The organism is Telluria sp. AIW5 (assembly GCF_056680575.1).
In genome coordinates, this window is the sequence record NZ_CM155289.1 from 1,582,300 (window position 1) to 1,603,357 (window position 21,058).

Annotated in this window: 16 protein-coding genes and 1 pseudogene; 14 read left to right on the forward strand and 3 right to left on the reverse strand. The window is 66.5% G+C overall.

Annotated elements, in window-relative coordinates; all coding sequences use genetic code 11:
* The first annotated feature begins 16 nt into the window (after positions 1-16).
* Entirely contained in the window at positions 17-5,269 is a 5,253-nt protein-coding gene (locus tag AC1MEM_RS07055; RefSeq protein ID WP_499476253.1) for a hybrid sensor histidine kinase/response regulator, read from the forward strand.
* A gap of 112 nt (positions 5,270-5,381) precedes the next feature.
* Here AC1MEM_RS07055 and AC1MEM_RS07060 read toward each other — a convergent pair whose 3' ends face one another.
* Positions 5,382-6,839 carry a cryptochrome/photolyase family protein gene (locus AC1MEM_RS07060; protein ID WP_499476254.1) on the reverse strand — a complete coding sequence of 486 codons (1,458 nt, stop codon included), beginning with the start codon at positions 6,837-6,839 and terminating at the stop codon, positions 5,382-5,384.
* 301 nt (positions 6,840-7,140) lie between these two features.
* Between AC1MEM_RS07060 and AC1MEM_RS07065 the strand changes: the two genes are divergently transcribed.
* From AC1MEM_RS07065 to AC1MEM_RS07090, 6 genes and pseudogenes are all read left to right on the forward strand, one after another.
* Positions 7,141-7,794, forward strand: coding sequence for a YqgE/AlgH family protein (locus tag AC1MEM_RS07065; protein WP_499476255.1), 654 nt, complete (start codon positions 7,141-7,143; stop codon positions 7,792-7,794).
* A 14-nt stretch (positions 7,795-7,808) separates the two neighbouring features.
* Positions 7,809-8,201, forward strand: a complete 393-nt coding sequence (gene ruvX / locus AC1MEM_RS07070) for a Holliday junction resolvase RuvX (protein ID WP_499476257.1) — start codon at positions 7,809-7,811, stop codon at positions 8,199-8,201.
* Positions 8,188-8,718: a bifunctional pyr operon transcriptional regulator/uracil phosphoribosyltransferase PyrR gene (gene pyrR, locus AC1MEM_RS07075; RefSeq protein WP_499476258.1), complete on the forward strand. Its 531-nt coding sequence runs from the start codon at positions 8,188-8,190 to the stop codon at positions 8,716-8,718. Before ruvX ends, pyrR begins: the two co-directional genes overlap by 14 nt.
* A pseudogene (locus AC1MEM_RS07080) lies at positions 8,708-9,676 on the forward strand (aspartate carbamoyltransferase catalytic subunit); the annotation flags it as partial. The gene pyrR and the pseudogene AC1MEM_RS07080, both read left to right, overlap by 11 nt.
* 11 nt (positions 9,677-9,687) lie before the next feature.
* Entirely contained in the window at positions 9,688-10,980 is a 1,293-nt protein-coding gene (locus AC1MEM_RS07085) for a dihydroorotase (protein ID WP_499476259.1), read from the forward strand.
* A 34-nt stretch (positions 10,981-11,014) separates the two neighbouring features.
* The gene (locus AC1MEM_RS07090) at positions 11,015-11,788 is read left to right on the forward strand and encodes a lysophospholipid acyltransferase family protein (RefSeq protein WP_499476261.1); all 774 of its coding nucleotides are present in this window, start codon (positions 11,015-11,017) and stop codon (positions 11,786-11,788) included.
* 1 nt (position 11,789) lies between these two features.
* Here the strand turns inward: AC1MEM_RS07090 and AC1MEM_RS07095 are convergent, their stop codons facing one another.
* Positions 11,790-12,641: a symmetrical bis(5'-nucleosyl)-tetraphosphatase gene (locus tag AC1MEM_RS07095; protein WP_499476262.1), complete on the reverse strand. Its 852-nt coding sequence runs from the start codon at positions 12,639-12,641 to the stop codon at positions 11,790-11,792.
* A gap of 148 nt (positions 12,642-12,789) precedes the next feature.
* Here AC1MEM_RS07095 and rfbA point away from each other — a divergent pair, with 148 nt between their 5' ends.
* From rfbA to AC1MEM_RS07130, 7 genes are all read left to right on the forward strand, one after another.
* Positions 12,790-13,680 carry a glucose-1-phosphate thymidylyltransferase RfbA gene (rfbA, locus tag AC1MEM_RS07100; protein WP_499477594.1) on the forward strand — a complete coding sequence of 297 codons (891 nt, stop codon included), beginning with the start codon at positions 12,790-12,792 and terminating at the stop codon, positions 13,678-13,680.
* Positions 13,681-14,029: 349 nt separating this feature from the next.
* On the forward strand, positions 14,030-15,130 hold the full coding sequence (locus AC1MEM_RS07105; protein ID WP_499476263.1) for a glycosyltransferase family 4 protein: 1,101 nt from the start codon (positions 14,030-14,032) through the stop codon (positions 15,128-15,130).
* A 76-nt stretch (positions 15,131-15,206) separates the two neighbouring features.
* The gene (locus tag AC1MEM_RS07110; protein ID WP_379784690.1) at positions 15,207-15,518 is read left to right on the forward strand and encodes an H-NS histone family protein; all 312 of its coding nucleotides are present in this window, start codon (positions 15,207-15,209) and stop codon (positions 15,516-15,518) included.
* 192 nt (positions 15,519-15,710) lie between these two features.
* The gene (locus AC1MEM_RS07115) at positions 15,711-17,096 is read left to right on the forward strand and encodes a phosphomannomutase/phosphoglucomutase (protein ID WP_499476264.1); all 1,386 of its coding nucleotides are present in this window, start codon (positions 15,711-15,713) and stop codon (positions 17,094-17,096) included.
* 12 nt (positions 17,097-17,108) lie between these two features.
* Complete coding sequence (waaC, locus tag AC1MEM_RS07120) at positions 17,109-18,098, forward strand: lipopolysaccharide heptosyltransferase I (RefSeq protein ID WP_499476265.1); 990 nt, start codon at positions 17,109-17,111, stop codon at positions 18,096-18,098.
* On the forward strand, positions 18,095-19,375 hold the full coding sequence (gene waaA, locus AC1MEM_RS07125) for a lipid IV(A) 3-deoxy-D-manno-octulosonic acid transferase (protein ID WP_499476267.1): 1,281 nt from the start codon (positions 18,095-18,097) through the stop codon (positions 19,373-19,375). Before waaC ends, waaA begins: the two co-directional genes overlap by 4 nt.
* Before the next feature lie 48 nt (positions 19,376-19,423).
* Positions 19,424-19,963, forward strand: coding sequence for a YcxB family protein (locus AC1MEM_RS07130; RefSeq protein ID WP_499476268.1), 540 nt, complete (start codon positions 19,424-19,426; stop codon positions 19,961-19,963).
* Between the two features lie 156 nt (positions 19,964-20,119).
* On the opposite strand, the gene AC1MEM_RS07135 is transcribed toward AC1MEM_RS07130, so the two are convergent.
* Complete coding sequence (locus tag AC1MEM_RS07135) at positions 20,120-21,049, reverse strand: M48 family metallopeptidase (protein WP_499476269.1); 930 nt, start codon at positions 21,047-21,049, stop codon at positions 20,120-20,122.
* Positions 21,050-21,058 lie beyond the last annotated feature (9 nt).

Here is a 21,058-nt window from a genome sequence, read left to right on the forward strand (position 1 = left end):
ACCGCTAACCCAGACCATGACTTCATCCCTGCACGCGAGCGCTTTTGACACCGGTCCCCTGTCGTGGGTGATCGGAGAGATCCGCGGCGCGCTCGAGCGCGCCAGCGCCGCCCTGTTCGATGCCGCCACGCGATCGAGCGAAGCCCAGCCGACCCTGCTGCTGCATGCGAAGACGCATCTGCACCAGGCGCATGGGGCGCTGCAGATGGTCGATGTCGAAGGGGTGGGGCTGCTCACCAGCGCCGCCGAGCGCGCGCTGGAGCGCTTCAAGGAGCGCACGCTCGACTGCACGCCGGAACATGCGAAAGCCGTGCGCGAAGCGTTTGGCGCCATCGGCGAATACCTCGATGAACTGGTGGCCGGCAGCGCGCCGCAGCCGGTGCGCCTGTTCCCCTATTACCGGACGCTGCAGGAACTGCTCGGGGTCGAGCGTATCCACCCGTCGGACCTGCTGAGCGTCGACACCGCACTCGCGTCCGACGCGCCAGGCGGCGCCGCGCCGGACTATGCGCTCTGCCGCGCCCAGTTCGAAAAGGCGCTGCTGCCTTATTTGAAAAGTCCTGACGCGGCCGCCCAGCGCACGCACGCGGGCGCGCTGGCGGCGGCGATGGCGCCCCTGTCGAGCGCCGGCACCGCCTGGCACGCGCTGCACACGGTCGCCACGCTGGTGGCCGAGGGCAGCCTGGCGGGCGACCTGTACGTGAAACAGCTGTTCGGCCAGGTCAACCTGCAGCTGCGCCGCCTCGCGCAGGGCCAGGCCGGCCTGCCGGACACGCTGCTGCGCGACGCGCTGTTCTTCATCGCCGCCGCACAGGGGATCGCAACCGGGACTGCGGCCGCGGACGAAGCCGCATCGCTGCGCCGCGCCTTCCGCCTGGACGGCGCCGTGCCGGCCGACTATGCCGGGCGCCGCTACGGCAAGGTCGATCCGGCCGCGCTGAAGGAAGCCAGGGAAGCGCTGGCGCGCTCGAAGTCCGACTGGGACCAGCTGGCGCTGCATCCCGACGACACGCGCGAAGCGGATTTCAGTCAGGCCTTGGCAACCCTTGCCGGCGCCAGCGAGAAACTCGGCGCGCCGGCACTGGCCCGGCTCCTGCGCGAACTCGGCCAGGCGGCGAACGATTCGATCGCTTCGGGCCGCAACGACCAGTTCGGCCTCGAGATGGCCACCGCCATGCTGTTCGTCGAACATGGCCTCGACCAGGTGCGCCAGCTGCCGGACGACTTCGGCCAGCACGCCGAAGTCGTGGGCGGGCGCCTGCTGGCACTGGCCGCCGGCCAGACGCCGCCCGCGGCGCCCGACTGGCAGGACCAGCTGGCGCAGACCATCCAGCAGGGCCAGACCGTGGCCGTGCTGGCGGGAGAAATCAAGTCCGGCCTGCGCCAGGTCGAAAAGCTGCTCGACGAGTATTACGACGACCCGCAGCACAAGCGCGGCGCGCTGGTCGCGGCCGCCCCCGTGCTGCACCAGATCCAGGGCGCACTGTCGATCCTCGACCAGGATGCGGCGGCGCGCACCGCGCAGCACGTGCGCGAAACGGTTGCGCAGCTGGCCGCGGGCGACGGCGACGTCGTTGCGCAGGCGGGCGCGCTGCACAACATCGCGCGCAACATCGGCGCGCTGGGCTTTTTCACCGACATGCTGGCGCAGAACAGCGACAGCGCAAAGGGCCGCTTCGTGTTCGACGAGGAAACGGGACTGCTGCGCGAACTGAGCTTCGAGCAGGCGAGCGGCGTGCAGGCGCCGGCAAGCGGTGCTGCTGTCGGCATGCCTGAAGCAGCGGCAGCCGCGCCGGAAGCTGCCGGCATCGACGCCGAGCTGCTCGAGATCTTCGTCGCCGAAGCGGGCGAAGTGCTGGACATGATCGCGGCCACGCTGCCCGGCCTGCGCCAGGATCCGCAAGCGCAGGATGCGCTGACCATCGTGCGCCGCGCCTTCCACACGCTCAAGGGCAGCGCGCGCATGGTCAGCCTCGACGCATTCGCGGCCGGGGCGGCGGCGCTGGAACGCGTGATGAATGTCTGGCTGGCCGACGGCCGTGCCGCCACGCGCGACCTGCTCGACCTGGCCGACCATGCGCATGCGGAACTCGGGCCCTGGGTCGCCGAGCTGGCGGCCAGCGGTAGCTCGGCACGCGACAGCGATGAACTGATCGCGGCGGCGGAGCGCGTGCAGGGCGGCGGCGCCTTTGCCCTGGACAGCGGTGCGCCGGCCGTCCGTGTGGCGCCTGAGTCGGTCAGTAATGTGATCGCGCTGCCGGCGGCCACCCGTCCCGCGCCCGCGGCCGACGAGAACATGCACCGCGTCGGTACCATCGAGATCCCGCTGGCCCTGTACAACATCTATGTCGCCGAGACCGACGAACTCCTGCGCCTGCTGGAACGCGATTTCGGCGAGTGGCGCCATGAAGCGGGGCGGCCGGTCAGTCTTGACGCCTTGAAGGCGGTGCACACGCTGACGGGCACCTCGGGCACGGTCGGCTTCCTGGCCCTGCGCGACCTGGCGCAGGCGCTGGAGACGGCGCTGGAGATGCTGACCGCACCGGCGCCGATGCTTGCCGCTGCCCAGTACGACGTGCTCGACGCCGTGCTGGCGCGCGTGCGCCAGATGCTGCAGGCGTTCGGGCGCGACGAACTGGCGGCGGAGCAGACGGACTTGCTGGCCCGGCTCGACGCGCTGTGCCAGGCGCTGGCGCAGCAGCAGGGCGCCGCCGCGTATGGCGACGCCGGTCCTGACCTGGCGCGCCAGCTCGACGCCTTGTTCGCGCAGGCGTATGAGAGCCTGCTGGCCGAACCGCCGGTCGCGCTGCCTGCGCCCGGGCCGGCAGAAGTCAAATCAAGCGACGCCGCAGCGGCCGACGACCTGTTCGGCCTCGATTTCGACGCCCTGTTCGATATGCCGCAGGCGCATGTGCCGGCGCCGGTCGCCGCAACGCAGCCGGAAGCCGAAGCGCAAACTGAAGCAGGGAGCGAACCGGAAGCGCAAGCCACAGCCCAGCCGGAAGCGACCGAGCGTCCCGTCGCCCTGGCAGCCGGCGTGCTGGCGCCCGAACCCGTCCTGCACGACGAACTCGATCCCGACCTGCTGCCGGTGTTCCTGGAAGAGGCGGCCGACCTGCTGCCGCAGATCGGCAACGGCCTGCGCCAGTGGCAGCACAATCCGCAGGATCCGGCCCCGGCCCAGGGCCTGCTGCGCACGCTGCACACCGTCAAAGGGAGCGCGCGCATGGCGGGCGCGATGCGCATCGGCCAGCACACCCATGAGCTGGAAACGCAGGTCGAGAACATGGTGCATGCCGGGACCACCGCCCCGGCCGCCTTCGACGAGCTGATGGCCAATTACGATACGGCGCTGGCGCTGTTCGAGCAGCTGGTGCAGCCCGCGCAGGCGCCCGAATCCGACACGCCGGCCAACGATACCGCGCCAGCCGCGCCTGTCGTGGAAGCGCTGGCCCCGAGCGAGGCCCGCACGCCGCTGGTGCGGGTGCGCGCCGACATCCTCGACCGCCTGGTCACCCAGGCCGGCGAGGTCTCGATCACGCGCTCGAAACTGGAAAACCAGATGGGTGTGCTGAAGGGCGCGTTGGGCGATTTCTCGGACAACCTCGCACGCCTGCGGCGCCAGCTGCGCGAAGTCGAGATGCAGGCCGAATCGCAGATCGCCTCGCGCATGTCGATCGCCGGAGAACGCGAATTCGACCCGCTCGAATTCGACCGCTTTACGCGCCTGCAGGAACTGACCCGCATGATGGCCGAGAGCGTGAACGACGTCGCGTCCTTCCACGAGTCGCTCTCGCGCACGGTCGACGGCGCCGGCGAAGAACTGGCCGCGCAGTCGCGCATGACGCGCGACCTGCAGCGCGACCTGATGCGGGTGCGCATGGTGCCCTTCGCCAGCCTGTCTGAGCGCCTGTTTCGCGTTGCGCGCCAGACCGCGAAGGAAACGGATAAACGCGTCAACCTGGACATCCGCGGCGGCGCAGTCGAGATCGACCGCAGCGTGCTGGAACAGATGGCCGCGCCGTTCGAGCACCTGCTGCGCAACGCCATCGTGCACGGTATCGAGCCGCGCGCGGCGCGCACTGGCGCCGGCAAAGCGGATACGGGCGAACTGCTGGTGCAGGTCAGCCAGCAGGGCAATGAAGTCGTGCTGCAATTCAGCGACGACGGCGCCGGCCTGGATGTGCAGCGCATCCGCGATAAAGCCGTCGCGCTCGGCCTGGCTGCGGCGGACGCCGAACTGACTGATGCGCAGGCCGCCGAACTGATTTTCGCGCCCGGTTTCTCGACCGCCGACTCGCTGACCGAACTGGCGGGGCGCGGCGTCGGCATGGACGTGGTGCGCTCGGAAGCGCAGGCGCTGGGCGGGCGCGTGACGATCGACACCGAAAGCGGCCGCGGCACGCGCTTCACGATCCGGCTGCCGCTGACGCTGGCGGTCACCCAGGTGGTGCTGGTCGCCAGCGCGGGCAAGACCTATGCGCTGCCGTCCACCCTGGTCGAACAGGTGCTGCAGGTGCGCGAGCCCGAGCTGGCCGCGGCGGCGGATGCCGGCGTGCTCGAAGTGGGCGGCCAGCTGCTGCCCTACCATTACCTGCCGGCGCTGCTGGGAGAAGGCGAGCGCTTCGAACCCGGCCAGCGTTCGCGTCCCGTGCTGGCGCTGCACAGCGCGGGGGAGCGCATCGCGTTGCAGGTCGACGAGGTGCTGGGCAACCGCGAGGTCGTGATCAAGAACCTCGGGCCGCAGCTGGTGCGCGTGCCGGGGATTGCCGGCGCCACGGTGCTCGGCACCGGCGACATCGTCCTGATCCTCAATCCCCTGGCGCTGGGGCGCAACGCGGGCACCCTGACCACGGCCGCTGCCGACGTCCATCCCGTGCCCGTCCACCGTCCGACCGTGATGGTGGTCGACGATTCGCTGACGGTGCGCCGCGTGACCCAGCGCCTGCTCGAGCGCGAGGGGTATCGGGTGGCGCTGGCCAAGGATGGTGTGGACGCGCTGGAACAGCTGCCGGAAGTGCGTCCCGACCTGATGCTGGTCGATATCGAGATGCCGCGCATGGACGGATTTGACCTGGTGCGTCACGTGCGCGGCGACGCCGCCACGGCCGCCCTGCCGATCATCATGATCACCTCGCGCACGGCGGATAAACACCGCAATGTCGCGTTGGGGCTGGGCGTGAATGCGTATTTCGGCAAGCCGTTCCAGGAGCCCGTGCTGTTGGGGGCGATTGCCGGGTTGTTGAATGGCGAGATGCCGGAGGCGTAACCGATTTTCATATGCTGTACCGCGTGGAGTCAGGACTCCACCCTACGATCAGCTGGTTTCGTAGGGTGGAGTCCTGACTCCACGCGGTTGTGCGGTCGCATACCCCAATGCATCATCCACCTTTAACGACCGCAAACCGCTCCAGGGTTCGCTGCCGCGCTTGCGCGTGATCGACGATGGGCTCCGGATAATCGCGACCCAACACAACCCCGCACGCTTCCAGCTCATCGGCCGGCACCAGCCACGGCGCATGGATATCGCGCGCATCGAGCCGCGCCAGCTGCGGCAGGTAGCGCCGGATGAACTCCCCCTGCCGATCGAACTTCTGCGACTGCGTCACCGGATTGAAAATCCGGAACCACGGCTGCGCATCGCACCCGGTCGAGGCCGCCCACTGCCAGCCGCCGACGTTCGAGGCCAGGTCGTAATCATTGAGCTGGCGCGCAAAATAACGCTCGCCCCAGCGCCAGTCGATGCCGAGATCTTTTACCAGGAAACTGGCCGTCACCATGCGCAGCCGGTTGTGCATGAACCCCGTCGTGTTCAGCTGCGCCATCGCCGCATCCACCAGCGGGTAACCGGTGCGGCCTTCGCACCAGGCCGCGAACAGCACCGAGGCCGCATCTCCCGCTTCCCAGGCCAGCGCATCGAAGGCCGGCTTGAACGATTGCCGCGCGATGTGCGGATAATGAAACAGGATCATCGCGTAAAACTCGCGCCAGACGAGTTCCGACAGCCACACCGGCGCGCCGGCGCCGCCCGCGCCATTGGCCATCATCTGCCTGAGCGTGCGCACCAGGTGGCGGACCGAGGTGGTGCCGAAGCGCAGGTGGACCGACAGGCGCGATGTCGCATCCAGCTCCGGGAAATCGCGCGCCGTACCGTAACCGGCCAGGCGCGGCAGGAAGTCCTCGAACAGTGCACTGGCCCCCCTCATCCCCGGCGGGGCGGGCAGGGGGCCGTCGTCGAAACCGAGTTCGGCGAGCGTCGGCAGCGGGCTGTCCAGCGCCGGGGCGAGGGCGTCGGCATACGGTTCGATCATCCAGGGCGCAGCGGCTTCCGGCTCTGCGGCGAGCCGCTTGAGCCAGGCATTTTTATACGGGGTGAACACGCCATAGATGCCGCCGGACAGCGTCAGCACCTCGCTTTTCTCGAAGATGACCTGGTCCTTGAAGCGCAGCAGCCTGCGGCCCGCGAGCGCCAGCGCTTCGGCCACCGCTGCGTCGCGCGCGATCGCGTCCGGTTCGTAATCGTCATTGATGTAGACAGACGCCGCACCCAGTTCCGCCGCGAGGCGTGGAATCTCCCCGGACGCCGCGCCGTGGCGCACGATCAGGCCGCCGCCGAGTTTGCGCAGCTCCGCGTCGAGTTCGCCCAGGCTGGCGTGGATGAAGCGTACCCGGCGATCATCGCGCGGCAGCGCGGCGAGAATGTCGGTATCGAACACGAAGACGCAATGCACGCGGCCGCCCTGTTGCACGGCGCCCTGCAGCGCATGGTGCAAGGCGGCGTGGTCGAAGACCCGCAGGTCGCGCCGGAACCAGACCAGCGACTTGCTTTTCGGAATCATCGTGTGTTTTCAGTCAACAAGGCGGGCGATGTTAGGGGCTAGGATCCAAGAGTTGCGACACGGAATCGAGTCCCCGTTGCGCGCGCAACGGCGCTCCGGATGGCCGGTCGCGCGTTTCAGTGTAAACTATCGAAAAGCCTAAGGTTGTAGTGTGGATACTAGCGACGTCACTGGACGTCATTAGTGTGATTAGCAGACGGGCTTCGGGAAACCGCGGCGAGTGCAGCATGAGTGGATCATCCAAGCGCGCGGCCGGTCGATCGAGGTTCTCCCAGAGAGCGAGCCAACAGAGAGTCAGCGTATGAAGAAAAGCAAAATCGGCACCACTCTGCCCATGGCCGGCCTGCCGCAGGGAGGCGAAACACTCGGCAATATCGGTCCGGCACCGTCAGGGTTGAATTTGGCCAATCATTTCCTCATCGCCATGCCGTCCATGGAAGACCCGATCTTCGGCGGCGCGGTGGTGTATGTCTGCGAGCACAACGATAAAGGCGTGCTCGGGGTCGTCATCAACAAGCCGACCGACATGACGATGGATGTGCTGTTCGACCGCATCGACCTGAAAGTGGCCGAGGGCCTGCGTTCGCACGTGGTCGACGAGCCGATCATGTTCGGCGGCCCGGTCCAGGACGACCGCGGCTTCGTGCTGCACAGCCCGGGCGGACGCTATTCTTCCTCGCTGAACGTGACCGAGGAAGTGGCATTTACCACCTCGATCGACGTGCTCGAGGCGGTCGCCAGCGGCGCCGGTCCGGCACGCATGCTGGTCTCGATCGGCTACGCGGGCTGGAGCCCGGGCCAGCTCGAGGAAGAACTGTCGCGCAACGGCTGGCTCACCGTGGGCGCCGACGCCCGCGTGCTGTTCGACCTGCCGATCGAGGAGCGCTACAACGCCGCCATCAAACTGCTGGGCATCGACCCGATGATGCTCGCCACCGAGGCCGGCCATGCATGATTTAGTTGATACCGATGGTTGAGATCGTTTTTGGATTCGACTTCGGCATCAAGCGCATCGGCATCGCGATGGGCAATACGCTCACCGGGCAGGCCCAGCCTCTCACGGTCGTGAATGCCATCGACAACGCCACCCGCTTTACCACGATCGGCAAGCTGATCGACGAGTGGCGCCCGACGCGCCTCGTCGTCGGCGAGCCGCGCCATCCCGACGGCGCCGAGCACGACATGACCCTGCGTGCCCGCCGCTTCGCCAACCAGCTGCACGGACGCTTCGACCTGCCGGTCGAACTGGTCGACGAGCGCTACTCGTCCGTCGTGATTCCCGCCAAGCGCGGCGAGATCATCGATGCCAAGGCCGCCGCCATCATTTTGCAACAGTACTTTGACGACCATGCCAACAACTAATCAAGACTTCGATGCCGAGGCGCTGTACCGCGCCCTGCTCGAACAGGTGCGCACCGGCCTCGCCAGCGTGCCCGATGCCGCCATCGTCGGCATCCATTCGGGCGGCGCCTGGCTGGCCGAGCGCCTGGCCACGGACCTCGACCTCAAAAGCCGCCTCGGCTTCATCGACGTCTCGTTCTACCGCGACGACTACGCGAAGAAGGGCCTGCACCCCGACGTGAAGCCGACCCATATCGGCTTCAACGTCGACGGCGCCACCATCGTGCTGGTCGACGACGTGCTCTACACCGGCCGCACCACGCGCGCCGCGATCAACGTGCTGTTCGACTACGGCCGCCCGGCCTGCATCAAGCTGGCGGCGCTGGCCGACCGCGGCGGGCGCGAGCTGCCCGTGGCGCCGGATTTCGTCGGCGTGACCACCACCCTGGAAGGCCGGCAGCTGCTGTCGCTGGCGCGCGACGCCGCCGGCCAACTCTCGCTCACGATCGAAGAAGACAATGCCGATTCTGCACAATAACCCGCAACTGAACAAGAACGGCGAGCTGCAGCACCTGCTCACCATCGAAGGCCTGCCCAAGGCGATCATCAACCACATCCTCGACACCGCGCAGAGTTTCGTCGGCATCTCCGACCGCGAAGTGAAAAAGGTGCCGCTGATGCGCGGTAAGAGCGTGTTCAACCTGTTTTTCGAAAACAGCACGCGCACCCGCACCACCTTCGAGATCGCCTCGAAACGCCTGTCGGCCGACGTCATCAACCTGAACATCCAGGCGTCGTCGACCACCAAGGGCGAGTCGCTGCTCGACACCATCGACAACCTGGCCGCCATGCATGCCGACATGTTCGTCGTGCGCCATGCGCAGTCGGGCGCGCCCTACCTGATCGCCAAGCACCTGAACGACAGCGGCCGCAAGGAGATCCACGTCGTCAACGCCGGCGACGGGCGCCATGCGCACCCGACCCAGGGCCTGCTCGACATGTACACGATCCGCCACTACAAGCAGGATTTCACCAACCTGCGCGTGGCCATCGTCGGCGACATCCTGCACAGCCGCGTGGCGCGTTCGGACATCCACGCACTGACGACCCTCGGCGTGCCGGAAGTGCGCGCGATCGGCCCGCAGACGCTGCTGCCGAGCGGCCTCGAACACATGGGCGTGCGCGTGTTCAACAACATGGATGAAGGCTTGAAGGATGTCGACGTCATCATCATGCTGCGCCTGCAGAACGAACGCATGTCGGGCGCGCTGCTGCCCTCGGCCCAGGAGTATTTCAAGAGCTACGGCCTGACGCCCGAGCGCCTGGCGCTGGCCAAGCCGGACGCGATCGTGATGCACCCGGGGCCGATGAACCGCGGCGTCGAGATCGACTCGGCGGTGGCGGACGGCAAGCAGGCCGTGATCCTGCCGCAGGTGACGTTCGGCATTGCGGTACGTATGGCAGTGATGAGTATTTTGGCGGGAGGCAGGGTTTGAACTTCGCACAGATGAAACTACATATCAAGAACGGGCGTGTGATCGACCCGGCAAATGGCGTTGATGAGGTCACCGACCTGTTCATCGCGGACGGTAAAGTCGCGGCAATCGGCGCCGCGCCGGCAGGTTTTGTGGCCGACAAGGAGCTCGACGCTGCCGGCCTCGTGGTCGCACCGGGCCTGGTCGACCTGTCGGCGCGCCTGCGCGAGCCGGGCTACGAATACAAGGCGACCCTCGAATCCGAAATGCGCGCGGCGGTGCAGGGCGGCGTAACGACCCTGGTCTGCCCGCCCGACACCGACCCGGTGCTGGACGAACCGGGCCTGGTCGAGATGCTGAAGCACCGCGCGCGCAACCTGGACCTGGCGCACGTGCACCCGCTGGGCGCGCTGACCATGGGCCTCAAAGGCGAAGCGCTGACCGAGATGGCCGAACTGACGGAAGCGGGCTGCATCGGCTTCGCCCAGGCCGAGGTGCCGATCCTGGACACCAACGTCCTGCTGCGCGCGCTGCAATACGCGAAAACCTTCGGCTACACGGTCTGGCTGCGCCCGCAGGATCCGCACATCGGCCGCGGCGGCGTCGCCCACAGCGGACCGCTGGCCTCGCGTCTGGGCCTGTCGGGCGTGCCGGTCATGGCCGAGACCATCGCGCTGCACACGATTTTTGAACTGGTGCGTTCGACCGGCGCCCGGGTCCACCTGTGCCGCATCTCGTCCGCCGCCGGCCTGGAGCTGGTGCGCGCGGCGAAGAAGGAAGGCTTGCCCATTACCTGCGACGTCGGCGTGCACCACCTGCACATGACGGACGCCGACATCGGCTTCTTCGATTCCAACGCGCGCCTGACGCCGCCGCTCAGGACTGGCCGCGACCGCGATGCGATCACGGCAGCCCTGCTGGACGGTACCATCGACGCCGTCTGCTCGGACCACACGCCGGTCGACGACGACGAGAAGCTGCTGCCCTTCGCCGAAGCCTCGCCCGGCGCGACGGGCCTGGAACTGCTGCTGTCCCTGATGCTGAAATGGGTCGAAGGACAGCGCGGTCAGGATGCCCTGCCGCGCGCGCTGGCCAAGGTGACCTCGGACGCCGCACGCACGGCCGGCCTGGCGGCCGGCCAGCTGAACGTGGGCGCGGCGGCCGACATCGTCGTGTTCGACCCGAACGTCCGCTGGCTGGTCGAAGGGGCGGCGCTGGCCAGCCAGGGCAAGCACACGCCTTTCCTCGGCTACGAGCTGACCGGACAGGTCAAAGCCACCGTCGTCGGCGGACGCATCGCCTACCAGCGTCCTTCTCAGCGTTAACAGCTGCACGGGGCCGCGGCCCCGTTTTCCTTTCATGATTCGACTTCGTCTCACCTGGCGCCTTGCGCGCGTGACCGTCCACCTGTTCGCAGGCCTGGCCACCTGCGCGCTCGTCTTCCCCTGGGCCAGCCGCCGCCTGCGCGACGCGGCGACAAGGCACTGGTCGCGCCGCCTGCTGGCGATCTGCAACGTACGGGTGGAAGAGGCGGCGGGCGCCCCGCCGCTCGAGCATGCGCTGGTCGCGGCGAACCACATCTCCTGGCTCGACATCTTCGTCATCAATTCGCTGCATCCCTGCCGCTTTGTCGCCAAGGCCGAGATCCGCAGCTGGCCGGTGCTCGGCTGGCTGGCATCCAGCGCCGGTACGGTCTTCATCGCGCGCGGCAACCGGCGCGAGCTGCGCCATATCTTCAAGGGGCTGGTGCGGGTGCTGGGGCAGGGCGAGCGTGTCGCCCTGTTCCCGGAGGGGACGGTCGGCCAGCAGGGCAGCGTGCTGCCGTTCCACGCCAACCTGTTCGAGGCGGCGATCGACGCGCGCGTGCCGGTGCAGCCCTGCGCGCTGGCCTACCTCGACGCCGCCGGCAACTGGCACCGCGGCGTCGACTACACGGGCGACGTGAGTTTCGTCGACAGCATCGTCACCATTTTGCAAGGCGCGCAGGTGAGGGCGCGCGTGGCCTGCCTGGCGCCGATCGAGGGCAGTGGCGCGCACCGGCGCGAACTGGCGCAGGCGGCGCATGACGCGATCCAGGCGGCCCTGGTGCATGCCGGCCCAGCGCCCGTGCTGGCGCCGCTGGCCGGCGAATAAATCAGGCCTTGCCGCTGTGCGGCCGGTATTCCGGGCAGTCGACCTGCAGCAGGCCGCGGTCGTCCAGGCAAACGGCGGTCAGCTTGCCGCCCCAGACGCAGCCGCTGTCCAGTCCGACCAGGTTCGGGCGCAGGATCAGGCCCAGGGCCGACCAGTGGCCGAACACCACCGTCACGTCCATCGTGCGCCGGCCCGGCAGCTCGAACCAGGGCAGCAGGCCCGAGCCAATCGGTCCGCTCTCGCTTTCCTTGTGTGCGAAATCCATCGTGCCGTCGGGCAGGCAGAGGCGCATGCGGGTCAGGGCGTTGACGATGCAGCGCAGCCGGTCCATGCCGGTCAGGGCGTCGTCCCAGCGGTCGGGATGGTTGCCGTACATATTGGCCAGGAACTCGATCCAGCCCTCGCCGCGCAGCACGTCCTCGACCTCGCCCGCCAGCGCCATCGTCTGCGCCGCGTCCCACTGTGGCGCCACGCCGGCGTGCACCAGCAGGTGGGCATCGGCGAACATCGCCAGCGGCCGTGCGCGCAGCCAGGCGAGCAGCTCGTCGCAGTCGGGCGCGGCCAGTATCTCGTCGAGCGTGTCGGATTTGCTCGCTGCTTGCGCGCCGGCGGCCACCGCCAGCAGGTGCAGGTCGTGGTTGCCGAGCAGGGCTTCGACCCGGCCGCTGCTGGTTTCCGCCAGCGCCTTCATGCGCCGCAAGGCCAGCAGCGACTCCGGGCCGCGGTTGATCAGGTCGCCGACGAACAGGATGCGCGCCAGGGCGCCGGCGCCGGCATCGATGGCGATCTTCTCGAGCAGGGCCTCGGCCTCGTGGGCGCAACCCTGCAGGTCGCCGATGACATAGGTTTTCATGGTCTGTCTATTCTTGTTAGATAATGCCGCCAACATAGCGATCCGGACGGATGACGCTGTGGAGGGCATACTAAATGATTTTGCCGGGTAGCGCCGCTTTGCGAGCCGGGCGCCGCGGTCGCTGACGACAGGGGAAAGCATGAGCAGCATGCACAGTACGCGCAAGGGAATCATCCTGGCCGGCGGATCCGGCTCGCGCCTGTATCCGATGACGATCTCTATCTCGAAGCAAATGCTGCCGGTGTACGACAAGCCGATGATTTATTATCCTTTAAGCACGCTGATGCAGGCTGGGATACGCGAGATCCTGATTATATCGACTGAACAGGACGTGCCGCGTTTCCAGCAATTGCTGGGCGATGGCGGGCAATGGGGATTGGCCCTGCATTATGCAGTGCAGGCCGCTCCGGAAGGAATCGCGCAAGCCTACCTGATCGGCCGCGCATTCCTGGCCGGCGGGCCTGCCGCATTGATCCTGGGGGATAATATTTTTTATGGCCATGGCCTCGAGCAGACGCTTGCGGCCGCCAGCGCGCGTACCGACGGCGCGACCGTATTCGCCTACCACGTCAACGATCCGCAGCGCTATGGCGTGATTCAATTCGGCCCGGACGGCAAGGCTTTGTCGATCGAGGAAAAGCCGTGGGTGCTGAAATCGAATTATGCGGTGACCGGGCTGTATTTCCACGATGGCGGCGTGTGCGATATCGCGGCCGGCCTGCGTCCCTCGGCGCGTGGCGAACTCGAAATCACCGATATTAACCAGGCTTATCTGTCGGCAGGGCGATTGCAGGTCGAGGTGATGGGGCGCGGCATGGCCTGGCTCGATACCGGCACCCACGAATCCCTGCTCGATGCCTCGCAATTCATCGCGACCATCGAAAAACGCCAGGGCCTGAAAGTGGCGGTGCCCGAAGAAATGGCATTCCGGATGGGCTATATCGATGCCGCGCAACTGCAAATCCTGGCCGAACCGCTGCGCCATACCGGATATGGGCAGTACCTGCTGCAATTACTGAGCGAAGGCGTGCTGAAATAAACGGCGGCGCGCTGGTCGCCACGGGCGGTGCGTATCCGCCGTGCGCATCGCATTGTCGGCTCGCCTTTGCATTCGATCTGGCGCAATTTCCGACACTGTACATACGGTAAACTAGCGTGCCCGTGATGAGGGCGTTTATCCGGTTAGAATAGATTCGGAGCGCCTGGCACCACCCCCATGGCGGCCTTGCATTCGTCGCACCGTACGCGTGTACCGTTCGACGCTGCACTTGTCCTGAGGGTTTGTCGGGCGCTCCTGGCCTCTTTGCATGCACGCCGACGTGCGTCCTCCACCGCTGCCGCAGCCCACCAGCGGCGGGTGCGCGGTGCCGTGGAACCGCAGGAACTCCATGTTTTCATTCTTTGTCAGCTTCGTCTGCTCGGCCCTGCTGACCCTGCTTGTGGTCAAGCAGGCGAGGCTGCGCGGCCTGGCGCTCGACAGCGACTTCAATGGCGTGCAGCGCGCGCACACCCACCTGGTGGCGCGGATCGGCGGGTTGCCCATCTACCTGTCGGTGGTGCTGGCCGCCGCCATCTCGATCGAGCGCCAGCCGATACCGCTGCAAGCGCTGCCGCTGCTCCTGTTGTGCGCCTTTGTCGCCTTTCTCGGGGGCCTGCTCGAAGACTACACCGGCGCGGTGCGGCCTTCGCGCCGGCTGTTGCTGACGATGGCCGGCGCCATGCTGGGCTATTTTCTGCTCGACGCCGAAATCGGACGCATCGACCTGCCGTTCGGAATCGTGCTGCTCGCATCGAGCTGGGTGGCGCTGCCCGCAACGGTATTGGCGGTGGCCGGCATTGCGAACGCCGTGAATATCATCGACGGTTTCAATGGACTGGCCAGCATGGTCACGATCTGCATGCTGCTGTCATTGGCCTATGTGGCCTTGCAGGTCGACGACATGTTTGTCCTGATTACCGCCTTGATGGTGGCCGGCGCGACCGCCGGCTTCCTGATCTGGAATTACCCGGTGGGCCTGATATTCCTCGGCGATGGCGGCGCCTATTTCATCGGATTCATGCTGGGTGAGCTGGCCCTGCTGCTGGTAATGCGCAACCCGCAAGTGTCGACCTGGTACGCGGCATTGCTCCTCATTTATCCTGCATTCGAAACGATCTTTTCCGCTTACCGCCGTATGTTTGTGCGCGGAAAATCGCCAGCGGTACCCGACGGCATTCACTTGCACAGCCTTATTTTCAGGCGTATTGTCAGGTGGACTGTCGGTAAAAAAGAAGCACGCGCGCTGCTGCAGCGTAATGCGCGCACCTCGCCTTATTTGTGGCTGTTTTCACTCATGGCCGTCATTCCTGCCACATTGTTCTGGCAAAATACAATCGTCTTGATAGTATTCTGTTTATTGTTCGTAATCAGCTATGTGTGGTTGTATGCGCGTATCGTTCGATTCAAGTCTCCCAGATGGCTGATTTCGCGCAAGAAGGACTGGCAATAAATTGCCAATGTAGTATATTGCGACATTTGGTGAGAATTCACCTGAATTGGATTAACCCAACTTTCGAGGAACGATGATGGATCTGTCAAATATGTCGGTTGGCGATTTGCGCAACCTGCAAGAGCAAATCAAGCAGGAAATGAAACAGCGTGAGCACCAGGAAGTGCAGCAGGCACGCGAGCAGATCCTGGCTATTGCTCAAAAGGTGGGCGTACCGCTGAAAGACCTGATCAACACGCCGGCGCGTGGCACCAAAACCGGTACGGTCGCAGTGCGTTATCGCCACCCGGACAATTCGTCGCAGCAGTGGACCGGCCGCGGCCGCCAGCCGAAATGGGTCAAGGAATGGGTCGAAGGCGGCAAATCGCTCGACAAGCTGCGCGTTTAAACCTTTACCTTCGTGAGCGGCGCTCGCCGCTCACGCACTCCAGCACCACGGCCGGCCACCCGGATCACCCGGTGGCCGCGCTTGCCGCTACAATACCCTCTGTTTTGTCATCCTCTCATCATTGGCGTTGACCGCCCTCCGTATCGACGGACCGGGCTGTGCACGACGGCGCCCGACTCTTCAAGGTAGAACATGGTTGCTCTCTCAAAAACGATTTTCAAGGCATATGACATTCGCGGCGTGATCGACAGCACGCTCGACGCCGGCGTGGCACGCAGCATTGGCCAGGCCTTCGGCCAGGCGGCGCTCGCCAAGGGAGAGCGCACCGTCGTGATTGGCCGCGACGGCCGCCTGTCGGGCCCTGGCCTGACCGCTGCCCTGGCCGAAGGCCTGCAGGCCGCCGGCGTCGACGTCATCGACCTCGGCATGGTCGCGACGCCAATGGTCTACTTCGCCACCAACGTACTCGAGGGCACGCGCTCGGGCATCATGGTCACCGGCAGCCACAACCCGCCCGACTACAACGGCTTCAAAATGGTGCTCGCCGGCGAAGCGATCTACGGCGACGCGATTACCGCTTTGTACGACAGCATCCAGGCGCATGACGGCAGCAGCGCAGCGCAGCAGGGCGGCTACAGCACCCACGACATTCGCAGCGCCTACCTCGAACGCATCATCGGCGACGTGAAAATTTCGCGTCCGATCAAGATCGCGGTCGACTGCGGCAACGGTGTGGCCGGCGCCTTCGCGGGCGACCTGTACCGTGGCATGGGCTGCGAAGTCATCGAGCTGTTCTGCGAAGTCGACGGCCACTTCCCGAACCACCACCCGGACCCGGCGCACCCGGAAAACCTGCAGGACCTGATCCGCGCGCTGCAAACGAGCGACGCCGAGATCGGCCTTGCGTTCGACGGCGACGGCGACCGCCTCGGCATCGTTACCAAGGATGGCCACATCATCTATCCGGACCGCCAGATGATGCTGTTCGCGGCCGATGTCTTGTCGCGCAACCCGGGCGCGGAAATCCTGTACGACGTCAAGTGCACGCGCCACCTGGCGCCGTATATCGAACAGCATGGCGGCCGTCCGCTGATGTACAAGACCGGCCACTCGCTGGTGAAAGCCAAGCTGCGCGAAACCGGCGCCCCGCTGGGCGGCGAAATGAGCGGCCACATCTTCTTCAAGGACCGCTGGTACGGCTTTGACGACGGCCTGTATTCGGGCGCGCGCATGCTCGAGCTGCTGACGAAAACGGACGATCCGTCGGCGCTGCTGAACGCGCTGCCGATGGCGATCAGTACGCCGGAATTGCACCTGCACCTGAACGAAGGCGAAAACGTCGCGCTGATCGACAAGCTGCGTACCGACGCCACCTTCCCGAGCTCGGAGAAGATCAACGATATCGACGGCCTGCGCGTCGAGTACCCGGACGGTTTTGGCCTTGCCCGCTCGTCGAACACGACGCCGGTCGTCGTGCTGCGTTTCGAAGGCGAGAACCCGGAAGCGCTGGCGCGCATCCAGGACGAGTTCCGCAGCGTGATCCTGGCCGCCAGGCCGGACGCCAAACTGCCGTTCTGAAGCGAGATCGCTGTGAAGATTTTGCTGGTGCGGGTGTCGTCCCTGGGCGACGTCCTGCATAACCTGCCGATGGTGGCCGATATCCTGCGCCGCCATCCGCAGGCGACGATCGACTGGGTGGTGGAAGAGGGCTATGTCAGCCTCGTGCGCCTGAACCCGCACGTGCGCAAGATCATCCCGTTCGCGCTGCGGCGCTGGCGCAAGGGCTTGCGCAACCCGGCCGTACGGGCCGAGATCAAGGCCTTCTTCCGCACCCTGCGCGAAGAAGAATACGATGTCGTGTTCGACACCCAGGGCCTGCTGAAAACCGGGATCATCATGGGCGCGGCGCGTGTCAAACGTGGCGCGGGCGGCGGGCGCAAGGTGGGCCTTGCCAACGGCAGCGAGGGTTCCGGTTACGAGGGCATCTCGCGCCTGTTCCATACCCAGAGCATCCCGCTCGACCCGCGCACCCATGCGGTCGCGCGCGGGCGCCTGGTCGCCGGCGCGGCGCTCGGCTATGCGGTTGACACGCCGCCCGACTTCGGCCTGCCGCCGCCTGACCCGGCTCAGCGCCCCGGCTGGCTGCCCGCCGAACCGTATGCCGTCTTCTTCCACGGGACTGCGCGCGACGCCAAGAAGTGGGCGCCCGCGAACTGGATCGCCACCGGCCTGGCGCTCGCGCCGATGCCGGTGCTGCTGCCCTGGGGCTCGGACGGAGAAAAGCGCGAGGCCGAGGCCCTGGCCGCGCAGCTGCCGAACGCGCGCGTGCTGCCCAGGCTGTCGATGATGGATGCGGTGACGCTGGCGCAGCAGGCGGCGCTGGCGATCGGCGTCGACACCGGCCTGACCCACATCGCGGCGGCGTTCTACCGGCCGACGGTGGAAATCTATGCCGACTCGCCGAAGTGGAAGACCGAGGGCAACTGGTCGCCGCGCATCGTCAACCTGGGCGACAAGGGAGCACCGCCGACGGGCGACGAGGTGATTGCCGCCGCGCGCCGCTTGCTGGACGCTCGATGAACCGCACCCTGTATTCCTTCCTGTGGTGGCTGGCGCTGCCGCTGGTGCTGGCGCGCCTCTGGTGGCGCGGCCGCAAGGAACCAGGTTATCGCGCGCATTGGGCCGAGCGCCTGGGCGTCTACGATGCCGTGCCGCCGGTGGCCATGACCTTCATGGTGCATGCGGTCTCGGTGGGCGAGACACGCGCCGCCGAGCCGCTGGTCGAGGCCCTGCTGGCGCGCTGGCCCGACAGCCGCGTGCTGTTGACCCATATGACGCCGACTGGCCGCGCCACCGGCCGCGCGCTGTTCGCGCAGCATGGCGCGCGCGTGATCCAGTCTTATCTGCCTTACGACACCGGCTTCATGGTCAAGCGCTTCCTGCGCCATTATGCGCCGCGCATCTGCATCCTGATGGAGACCGAAGTCTGGCCCAACCTGATCGCCGGCTGCGCCGCGCACGGGGTGCCGGTGGCGCTGGTGAATGCGCGCCTGTCGGAACGCTCGCTGCGCCGCGGCCAGCGCTTCGGCACATTGATGTCGGAGGCGGCGCACGCGATCACGACCGTCGCCGCGCAGACCGAGCTTGACGCCTCGCGCATCCGCTCGCTCGGGGCGCCGAAGGTCGCCGTCACCGGCAGCATCAAGTTCGACGTCGTGCCGCCGCAAGCCGCACTCGACACCGGCGCCTGGCTGCGCGCGCGATTTATCGACCGTCCCGTCCTGCTGTGCGCCAGCACGCGCGAAGGCGAGGAGGCGCTGATCCTCGACGCCTACAAGCGCTTGCACGATCGGCCGGCCGGCATGCTGCTGATGATCGTGCCGCGCCATCCGCAGCGCTTTGACGAAGTCGGGCAGCTGGTGCGCGCACGCGGCCTGTCGGTTGCGCGCCGTTCGCGGATGACCGGTGCCGCGGTCGATGCGGCGCTTGATGCCGATGTCCTGCTTGGCGATTCGATGGGCGAGATGTTCGCCTATTACGCTGCCTGCGACTGCGCCTTCATCGGCGGCAGCCTGCTGCCACTTGGCGGACAGAACCTCATCGAGGCCTGCGCGCTGGGCAAACCGGTGCTGGTCGGCGAACACACCTTCAATTTTCTCGATGCGACCAATGAAGCGGTCGCGGCCGGTGCGGCGGTGCGTGCGGCAAACGCAGACAGCCTGCTGGCACAGGCGGTACGGCTTTTATGCGACGTGGATGAACGCACGCAAATGGGGCAGCGGGCGACCCAGTTTGCAAGCCGCCACCGTGGCGCGACCCTGCGCACTGTTGAACTCTTGCAACAAGAATTCGATTAGGTTTTGATACCATTGCTTTTTGAGTTCGGTAGAAAAAAGGGGGCGCGCATGTCGTCGTTAAATCACCCGGAACCGGCCGGCCGAGGCAAGCCGATGGCTATGGTGGCGCATGGTGCGACCGCTGGCGACAGTGAAGGTTTTTACGCGCCCTCGAGCGCGCCCGCTGTGCCCACGATGGGCGTCAAACTGGGCGACCTGCATTTCTTCGTACGCTATTCGCTGCGCGAATACATCGGTTTCATGTGGCAGCACGGCGGCTTCCTGATCCGGCGCCGCCGCATCCGCTGGCCTGCCAGCCTCTACCTTCGCATCAAGGCCACCGCAAGCGCCGCACTGAACTTCGTGCTGCTCGGGCGCGGACGCCGCACCTACGAATTCACCATCGACGAACACGGCATCGTGCGCACCAGCGGCGGCGTGACCCTCATTAACTGGGAAGACGTGATGGCCGTGCGTACCTATTCGCGCGGCTTCATGATGGTGCTGAAACGCGGGACGCTGCCGATTCCGTTTCGCTGCCTGGACGAGGCGCAGCGCGGCGCGATGCGCGGGCTTGCCGAGGCGCGGCGGGAGCATGTGCTGGGGTAGGCCGGAGTGCTTGTTTGCGGGATCACTGACGTTCGTTGAATGCGTCGACGAGCGACCCGTCCACCCACTATCCCTTCGTTGAATGTGCCGATGACTCGTAGGGTGGGCGGCTTCGCCGCCCACGCGTTCAACCGGCTTCAGCGCAGACGAAAATCTTCAGTCGGTAAACAACACCGGCATCTCATGCGACCTGCGCCGCAACTCCAGCCGCGCCCCATCGTAATCCGCATACACCGACCCAACGACAGCCCAGAAGCGCGGGCTGTGGTTCATTTCGCGCAGGTGCGCCAGTTCGTGCACGACCACGTAATCGAGCAGCGGCAGCGCGTAGTGCACCAGGCGCCAGTTCAGGCGGATGCTGCCGCCTACCGTGCACGAACCCCAGCGCGTGCCGGCGGAGGACAGCGTCAGCGCGCTGTAACGCACATCGAGCTGCGGCGCATAAAAATCGAGGCGTTCGGTAAACAGGCGTTTCGCTTCGGCCTGGAACCACAGCTTGACCCTTTCCTTGACCTGCCACTCCGACAGCCCCGACGTCACGCCGATCTGCAGCTCGCGCGTTTCGCGATCGAACACGCAGTGGCTGCGTGCGGCGGGCTGCAGGCGCAGCACGATCTCGCCGCCCAGGTAGGGCAGGCGCGCGCCGTCTTCCCAGCAGATCGGTGCGCGCTCGGCGCGCTTGGCGCGGCGCTCGCCGCGTTCGTGCAGCTTGGTCAGGATCCAGCGCTGCTTGGCGCGGATCGCGTTGTCGATGTCGGGCAGGATGGCGCGCCGCGGCGCCGTCACGTGCAGGCCCTCGTCGTCGATCATGAAGCCGATCGAGCGCCGCGACGAGCGTTTCAGTTCGTAGTCGACCGCATAGTGACCCAGCACGATGCGCCGCAGCGGCGGATCGTCGGCGGTGCGCGGAGGCGAAGGTAGCGTAATGCGGGGCGGGCTTGGGGGCGCCTTGAACAAGGGCTGCGGCGGCACCGGCTTTGCGGCCGGCGCCGGCGGCGCCTCCAGGACCCGCCGGAACGGGTCCGGTGCGCTTGCGGCTTGTGCGAACAAATCGAGTTGGGGCCCGGCGATCTTTGGGGAAGTCATGTCATGCGG